We start from the raw sequence: 6,825 nt of genomic DNA, 5'->3' as shown, positions 1-6,825 counted from the left end.
TCCGGCCGGAAGCTGTTGGTGTCCATGATCGTCGAACGTGTTGCCATGATTCCTTCCCGTTTCTTCGTCGTGGAATTCCCCACGAAGGAGATTGCCATCATTCCTCGGTTCGGTAGTCGCCCTTCCCTCCGGATGCCGCGAACTCCTCCTCCGGGGAGAGGACCAGATGCTTCCGCCCATACAGCGCGAAGAACACGGTGGCGACGAGGTAGATGCCCACCATGACGTAGACGGCAAGCCGATAATCGGGATTGAGCAGCACGGCGATGAAGATCGCCAGAGCGAGAAGACCCGCGATCACGGCGCCCGGGACACCATAGCGGCTGACGAAGGGACGGGAGATGTCGGGAAGGTTCCTTCTCAGCAGGACGAAGGACACCATCTGGAGCAGATAGGCGAGGACGGCACCCCACACGGCGATGTTGAGCACCACCGATCCCGCGCCTGAACCGCCGTAGGCGATGATGAACAGCGCGGCGAATCCGATGACGGCACCGACGATCAGTCCCCAGTAGGGGGTCTTGCGGCGGCCTGTCAGACTGAGGAAGGCCGGATAGTAGCCGGCCCGGGACAGCGAGTAGAGATTCCGGCCATAGGCGAACATGATTCCCTGGATGGACGCCAGAAGGCCGATGAGGGCGAACGCCGAGAGGACGGCGGCAAGGTTCCCCGGAAGAATCGCACGGTAGCCGTCGAGCAGAGGCTCGTCCGAGCCCGCCAGCGCCTTCGATCCGACGACTGCGGGGTTGAGCAGCACGATGATGACGGCGGAAACGCCGAGCGTCAGGATGCACAGGCGCGAAGCGCGCGGGATGTTGCGCTCCGGCTCACGGACCTCCTCCGCCGCCAGAGGAAGCTGTTCGATGCCCAGGAACAGCCACATGGCGAAGGGCATCGCGTAGAACACGGCCGCCCCTCCGAAGGGCAGGAAGGCGCTCCCGCCGGCCTGCGCCGGAATGTCCAGCAGAGAGGAGAAGTCGGCCTTCCCCGCGACGAAGGCGCCGACGCCGAAGATGGCCACGATGACAAGAGCCGCGATGGAGACGACTTCGGCGAACCGGAAGGAGGTCTCGGCACCGAGCCAGTTCACCACCACGAAGATCACATAGAGGGCCATCCACCACACCCATTGCAGCCCCTGGGAGTCCAGGGAGTACCCGGTCAGATCGGAGAGGATCGCATCGGCGTAGGCCGAGGAGAAGTAGACGACGACCGCCGCCGTCATCACGTATTCGATCGTCTCTGCAAGACCGGTGAAAAACCCTCCCCACGGCCCCATGGCGGCACGTGCGAAGGAATAGGCCCCTCCGGTATGAGGCATCGCGGACGCCATCTCGCTGATCGAGTTGAGCATGAGCACGTACATGACGTAGACGACGAGTGCGGCGATGAGCATTCCTCCCCAACCGGCCTGGGCGATGCCGCCGTTCCACCCGGAGAAGTCGCCGGAGATGACCGCGGCGATTCCTATGGCCCATAGACCGAACACACCCGAGGTGCGTTTGAGCTGTCTCTTGTCGAAATAGTCCGAGTCCGTCTCCACATAGGTGACGCTGCCCAGACCGGTTCCTACCGTGTTCCCTTCCATCGAGGCCGAGGTCATGATGTCCGTCCTTCCCTCTCCCGGCCGGCGAAGGCCCGGGATCCGTGTCGTGATGATGGTGTCGTGGTCTCAGTCACCGGATGCCCCGGATTCCTGGATGGCGCCGACCGGCCCATGAAGCAGCCAGAGCGGATCGGCCAGATAGCGTCGTGCGCACTCGACCGACCCCGGGGCCTGCTGCGCGGCAAGCCCCGGAGGAAGAGCATCCTCCCTATGATTCGTCGTCCAGCCGAGCATCTGCAGACGTCTGATCATCGACAGCGCCGACATCGCCGCCAGCTCGCCGTCGTCGAACGGACCAGCGACGGACTCGTAGCCGTCGACCCATGCACGGGCGAGCTGTGGCGCGTAAGGCTCATGCTCGATGAAGCTCAGGGACGAGGCGTAGTCGTAGAGGTACCAGCCGTATCCGCAATCGTCGAAGTCGATCACCGTCAGCGTCCCGTCAGCGCCCATGATGACGTTGGAGGGACGAAGGTCGGCATGGATGAGCCCCCACGTCCGCGTCGTGCGGGGGACCTTCATGACGACGTCCATGGCCTTCCACAAGGCCAGCTCGCACACCCGTCTCTCCTCGGCGCTCAGAGGGGCGCTCTCCCATCGGCCCCAGCGCGGTGACGGCCCGACCATGTCGGAGATGTCCCAGTTGAAGCGGGTGAAGCCCGTCGGAGGCTTCCATGCTCTCGACTGGGCGTGGAAGCGCGCGGCCCACCCGCCGATGGTCACGTAGTAGGGAGCCGGGTTGTCGAGGTCCTCGAGAACGGTGCCCGGGACGAACTTCGTCGAGATCACGGTCCACGACCTTCCATCCATATCGTGGATGGAAGCCACGAACGTGCCGCGGATGGTGGGGACGGGATTGATGAGATGCACGTCGCCGATGTCATGGAGGGCGTTGAGCCAGCCGATCTCGGAGGCGACGGCCTGCGGACCACCGACGTAGCCCGGCTGGGAGACCCGGACCACACCCTGCGGGACCCCATCCAGCGTGAGAAGGAAGGTGGCGTTCTCCGACACGGTGATCAGCGTCAGCGCCGCCCGGTCATGACCGATGCCCCAGGAAGCGCATACGCCGACGAAAAGCCAGTAGGGGGCTTTGTCCCCCTTCGACAGGTCCTTGAAGGAATCAAGGCTTGTCACATCATCGGGGTCGTCAAGCAGACCCGTAATGGAAGTTGGCATATGCTCTCCGTCGTCATTCACCAGCGTGACGGTCGCCGGTCCGCTTCCCGCCGCGGACCCGGAGGGGACGATCTCCCGCGCTGATACAGCAGATTCTTCCAGTGAGGGCGTGCAAACTCCTCGGAAGGGGGTTACGATGCTGTAACTTTCCCGGGCCTCCGGATTAATGGCGTGTTACCGCTCATCGCCATCTCGAAGGGAAAACACGAGGGCCCCGGGATTCCTCCCGGGGCCCTCAACGCGGACAGGGCGAGATTCGAACTCGCGGTGGCTAGGCCACAACGGTTTTCAAGACCGTCTCCTTAGACCGCTCGGACACCTGTCCATGCACCGGCCTCGGCATGCCGAGGCGCGGACGAATGGCCATTCTACCCCGTCGTCCGAGTCCTCTCCACCGACGGGATGACCGACAAACCCCACCATGCATGGATGCACCTGGCGCCATCCATCCCGGACTCCCATGGCCGCTCCTCATCAGCCGACCGCGTCCGCCGAAGGAAAGCGGGAAAACCGCGACGCACGAACGCCCACGGGACGACAGACGGCTCGCGGACAGCTCAGGCCTCCCAGGTGGTCGGCTCGATGACCTCACGACCTCCCATGTAGGGCCTCATCGCCGTCGGGATGTCGATGGAGCCGTCGGCGTGCTGATGGTTCTCGAGGATGGCGACCAGCCAGCGGGTGGTGGCCAGCGTGCCGTTGAGGGTGGCGACGGGACGCGTGGACCCGTCCTCCTGACGTTCCCGGATGTTGAGGCGCCGCGCCTGGTACTCGGTGCAGTTGGACGTCGACGTGAGCTCGCGGTAGCGTCCCTGCGTCGGCACCCAGGCCTCGCAATCGAACTTGCGTGCCGCGGACGACCCGAGGTCGCCGGCGGCGGTGTCGATAATCCGGTAGGGCACCTCGACCTTGGCGAGCATCCTCTGCTCCATCTCAAGCAGATGGCCATGCTGTTCGCGGGAGTCCTCCTGCCGGCAGTAGACGAACATCTCGACCTTGTCGAACTGGTGGACGCGGATGATGCCGACGGTGTCCTTGCCGGCGGCGCCGGCCTCACGACGGTAGCAGCTCGACCATCCAGTGTACTTGAGCGGTCCCTTGGACAGATCGAGGATCTCGTTCTCATGCATGCCGGCGAGTGCGACCTCCGAGGTGCCGACGAGATACTGGTCGTCAGGCTCGCGGAGGCGGTAGATCTCGTCCGAATGGGAATTGAGGAAACCGGTTCCGGCCATGACCTCGGGACGCACCAGAGTGGGCGTGATGGCGAGAGTGAAACCGCTCTCCTCGGCCTGGTCGACGGCCATGGTCAGCATGGCGATCTGGAGCCGTGCGACGGCGCCGCGCAGGAAATAGAAACGGGATCCGGAGACCTTGACGCCGCGGCGCATATCGATGCCGGCGACGCCGACGCCCAGGGTGAGGTGATCCTTGGGCTCGAAGCCCTCTGCTACGAAGTCGCGCGGCGTGCCGACCTTCTTCACCACGACGTAGTCGTCCTCCCCGCCTTCGGGAGCCTCGGGCTCCACGACGTTGGACAGCTTCCACATGGCGGTGGTGTATCGCTCGGCCGCCTCGTCGGCGGTCGCCCTGGCCGCGGAGACCTTCGCCGACAGCTCCTTCGTCCGGGCGATGAGGGTCGCCCGCTCCTCGGCCGAGGCGGAGGCCACCTTGCGCCCAAGCTCCTTCTGGAGGGCGCGTGACTCCTCGAACTCCTTGAGCGAGGAGCGACGGGTCTCGTCGGAGCGGAGCACCTCGTCGACGAGCTCCACGGACTCGCCGCGACGGCTCTGCGACTCACGGACGACATCGGCATGATCACGGATGAACTGAATATCGAGCATGGCTTCAGCCTAATGCCGAAAGACGACACGCCCGACACGAGGAATCCGCCGCAGAAGGGCCCGGGAACGCCCTTTCTCTCCCGGTCCATGCCGGCTTCGTGCAGAAATCGTCGACGTCCGACGGCTTGGAGAACGGAATCAACACGATTCGGACACAATCGAGGTATGTCCCAGACAGCGGTCGTTCTCGTCACACTCGCCGTCCTGACCGTGGCGCTTGTCTCCGCCGCGGCCGGAATCCGCCTGTGGCGCCGGCGACGAGTCGTCGTCTCGCTGCTGTCGCGCATCCGCGACCGCGTCCACTACGCCTTCGTCATCAATCCCTCCAAGCCACAGGCGGAGGAGAGACGGCGCCATATCGAGGAGTTCTGCCGCTCACGGCACATCCGCGACGTCGAATTCATCGAGACCAGGCTGGACAAGGACGGCGGCGCCTGCGCCGGCGAGGCGCTGGAGCACGGCGCGGACGTGGTCATCGCCGTGGGCGGGGACGGCACGGTGCGGACGGTGGCGAGCACGATGTCGGGAACCGGCCACGCCATGGGCGTCATCCCCATCGGGACCGGCAACCTGCTGGCGCGCAACCTGGGGATCCCGCTGGATGACATCGACGCCGCGCTCACCGTGGCCACCTCCCATGGATCGCGGATGGTCGATGTGGGACGCATGGCGCTTCTCGACTCCGACGATCCGCATCCCCATGCCTTCCTCATCGTGGCGGGCATCGGTTTCGACGCGCTCATGATCGATGACACCGACCCCAGACTCAAGAAGAACATCAGCTGGCTCGCCTACTTCATCGGCGGCGTGAAGAACCTCTTCGCCCCCAAATACCACGGATCGGTCACGATCACGGACGTCGAGGGCAGGGACCACACGAGGGAGGACCTCACCTTCCGAACCTTCATGGCGGGCAACTGCGGACAGATCCCCGTCTTCTCGCTGATGCCCGAGGCCTCGTTCGATGACGGCCTGCTGGACTTCGAGGTCATCGACACCTCGGGAGGCCTGATCGGATGGGCGAGTCTCTTCGGGGACGTGGTCCATCAGACGATCACCGGAAAGGCCCAGCAGAGCCCGCTGTCGACGAACTCGACCATCGAGCAGGTGCAGGGGGTCTCCGCGCGAATCCTCCTGGAGAAGCCGGCGCTGGCCCAGGTGGACGGGGACATGCTCGGCGAGACGCGATGCATCGGCTTCAGCGTGGAACGCCGGGCGCTGTGCGTGAGGGTGCCGGAGACTGACGGGGCACAGCGCAGGAGGTGACGCGAAAGACGACCCGGATTATCATCCGCGTCGGAAGTCCCATGCGCTCCGATGGGAGCGGCATCCGCAGCGGGTCTCCATGGGCTGGCCCCGACGCCGCTGCGATCCATCTGCGGATCCCGATCAGGGCTGGGAGACGTCCGCCACGACACGGGCTATGTGCAGCGCAAGGTACCCGATCTCATCCTGCGTGAGCGCCGCGCCGAGACGGAGCTCCACGATGGAGGCGATCCTCGCCGCACAGCGCATCTCGTCGGGATAGGACTGCCGGATCGACTCGATGATGGGTTCCGGCTCGCGATCGAGCTGACGCCCCTGGTGAATGCGGACGAAAAGATACCGCAGATGCGTGATGAACCGCGCCACGCTGACGCTGCGCTGGTCCAGGGTCACGAGATATGTGCGCTCGATGACGGTGAGCATCTGCTGGATGATGCCCGTCATCGTATATGTATACGACAGGTCGCCGGTCGAGAATCCGGCATTGACCAGATGCAGGGCGAAGGCCACCGCCTCCGCGACAGGCAGCGCCCCCTTGAGGCTGTGGTTGAGCTCGTCGACAAGCCGACGCGCCTGGTCGTACTCCTCCGAGTACAGGGCCCTGACCTCGGCTTCGAGGGGGTATTCGACGCTGGTCCCCTCACCAAGCCGACGCAGGGTGCCGGAGACGTGGTCGGCGAGCGCCACCACCAGGGTGGGCGACTCCTCGGCCTGATGCGCAAGCCCCACCCGGGCCATCGCGTCCGTGACCAGACGGATGACCTCGGGGGGGACGCCCGCTATGTGCTCGGCGATATGGTCGGGGTCCCTCCCATCCGTGGGAAGGAACGTGCGGACGACCTTCGCGTCGTCGACCTTCTGGCCGGGCCTGGCGTGGAATCCGAGCCCACGGCCGGTGAGGATGACCTCCCGGCCGTGGTCGTTCGCCAG

General features: G+C 65.1%; 5 protein-coding genes and 1 tRNA gene. 1 reads left to right on the top strand and 5 read right to left on the bottom strand.

Annotation, left to right across the window (positions count from 1 at the left end):
* Positions 1–97 precede the first annotated feature (97 nt).
* The 4 genes from RWX87_RS06240 to serS all read right to left on the bottom strand — a co-directional run bounded on the left by RWX87_RS06240 (position 98) and on the right by serS (position 4,629).
* Positions 98–1,603: an amino acid permease gene (locus RWX87_RS06240; protein ID WP_314688701.1), complete on the bottom strand. Its 1,506-nt coding sequence runs from the start codon at positions 1,601–1,603 to the stop codon at positions 98–100.
* 69 nt (positions 1,604–1,672) lie between these two features.
* A complete protein-coding gene (locus tag RWX87_RS06235) occupies positions 1,673–2,785 on the bottom strand; it encodes a phosphotransferase (RefSeq protein WP_314688699.1) in 1,113 nt (370 codons plus the stop codon).
* A 241-nt stretch (positions 2,786–3,026) separates the two neighbouring features.
* Positions 3,027–3,110 (bottom strand) — tRNA-Ser (locus tag RWX87_RS06230).
* Between the two features lie 232 nt (positions 3,111–3,342).
* Positions 3,343–4,629: a serine--tRNA ligase gene (serS, locus tag RWX87_RS06225; RefSeq protein WP_314688698.1), complete on the bottom strand. Its 1,287-nt coding sequence runs from the start codon at positions 4,627–4,629 to the stop codon at positions 3,343–3,345.
* 165 nt (positions 4,630–4,794) lie between these two features.
* Here serS and RWX87_RS06220 point away from each other — a divergent pair, with 165 nt between their 5' ends.
* A complete protein-coding gene (locus tag RWX87_RS06220; protein WP_314688697.1) occupies positions 4,795–5,895 on the top strand; it encodes a diacylglycerol kinase family protein in 1,101 nt (366 codons plus the stop codon).
* Between the two features lie 123 nt (positions 5,896–6,018).
* On the opposite strand, the gene RWX87_RS06215 is transcribed toward RWX87_RS06220, so the two are convergent.
* On the bottom strand, positions 6,019–6,825 hold an 807-nt coding region (locus RWX87_RS06215), incomplete at its 5' end, for a PRD domain-containing protein (protein ID WP_399552327.1).

Origin of the sequence: uncultured Bifidobacterium sp., assembly GCF_963540075.1 — a bacterium.
GTDB lineage: Bacteria > Actinomycetota > Actinomycetes > Actinomycetales > Bifidobacteriaceae > Bifidobacterium.
Note: the sequence above shows the minus strand (reverse complement) of the source record. Positions and strands in the feature narration are given on the sequence as shown.

Excerpts from the sequence above, each read along its gene's own strand:
- RWX87_RS06240 (WP_314688701.1), bottom strand. The coding sequence starts at position 1,603 with ATGACCTCGGCCTCGATGGAAGGGAACACGGTAGGAACCGGTCTGGGC.
- serS (WP_314688698.1), bottom strand. The coding sequence starts at position 4,629 with ATGCTCGATATTCAGTTCATCCGTGATCATGCCGATGTCGTCCGTGAG.
- RWX87_RS06220 (WP_314688697.1), top strand. The coding sequence starts at position 4,795 with ATGTCCCAGACAGCGGTCGTTCTCGTCACACTCGCCGTCCTGACCGTG.
- RWX87_RS06235 (WP_314688699.1), bottom strand. The coding sequence starts at position 2,785 with ATGCCAACTTCCATTACGGGTCTGCTTGACGACCCCGATGATGTGACA.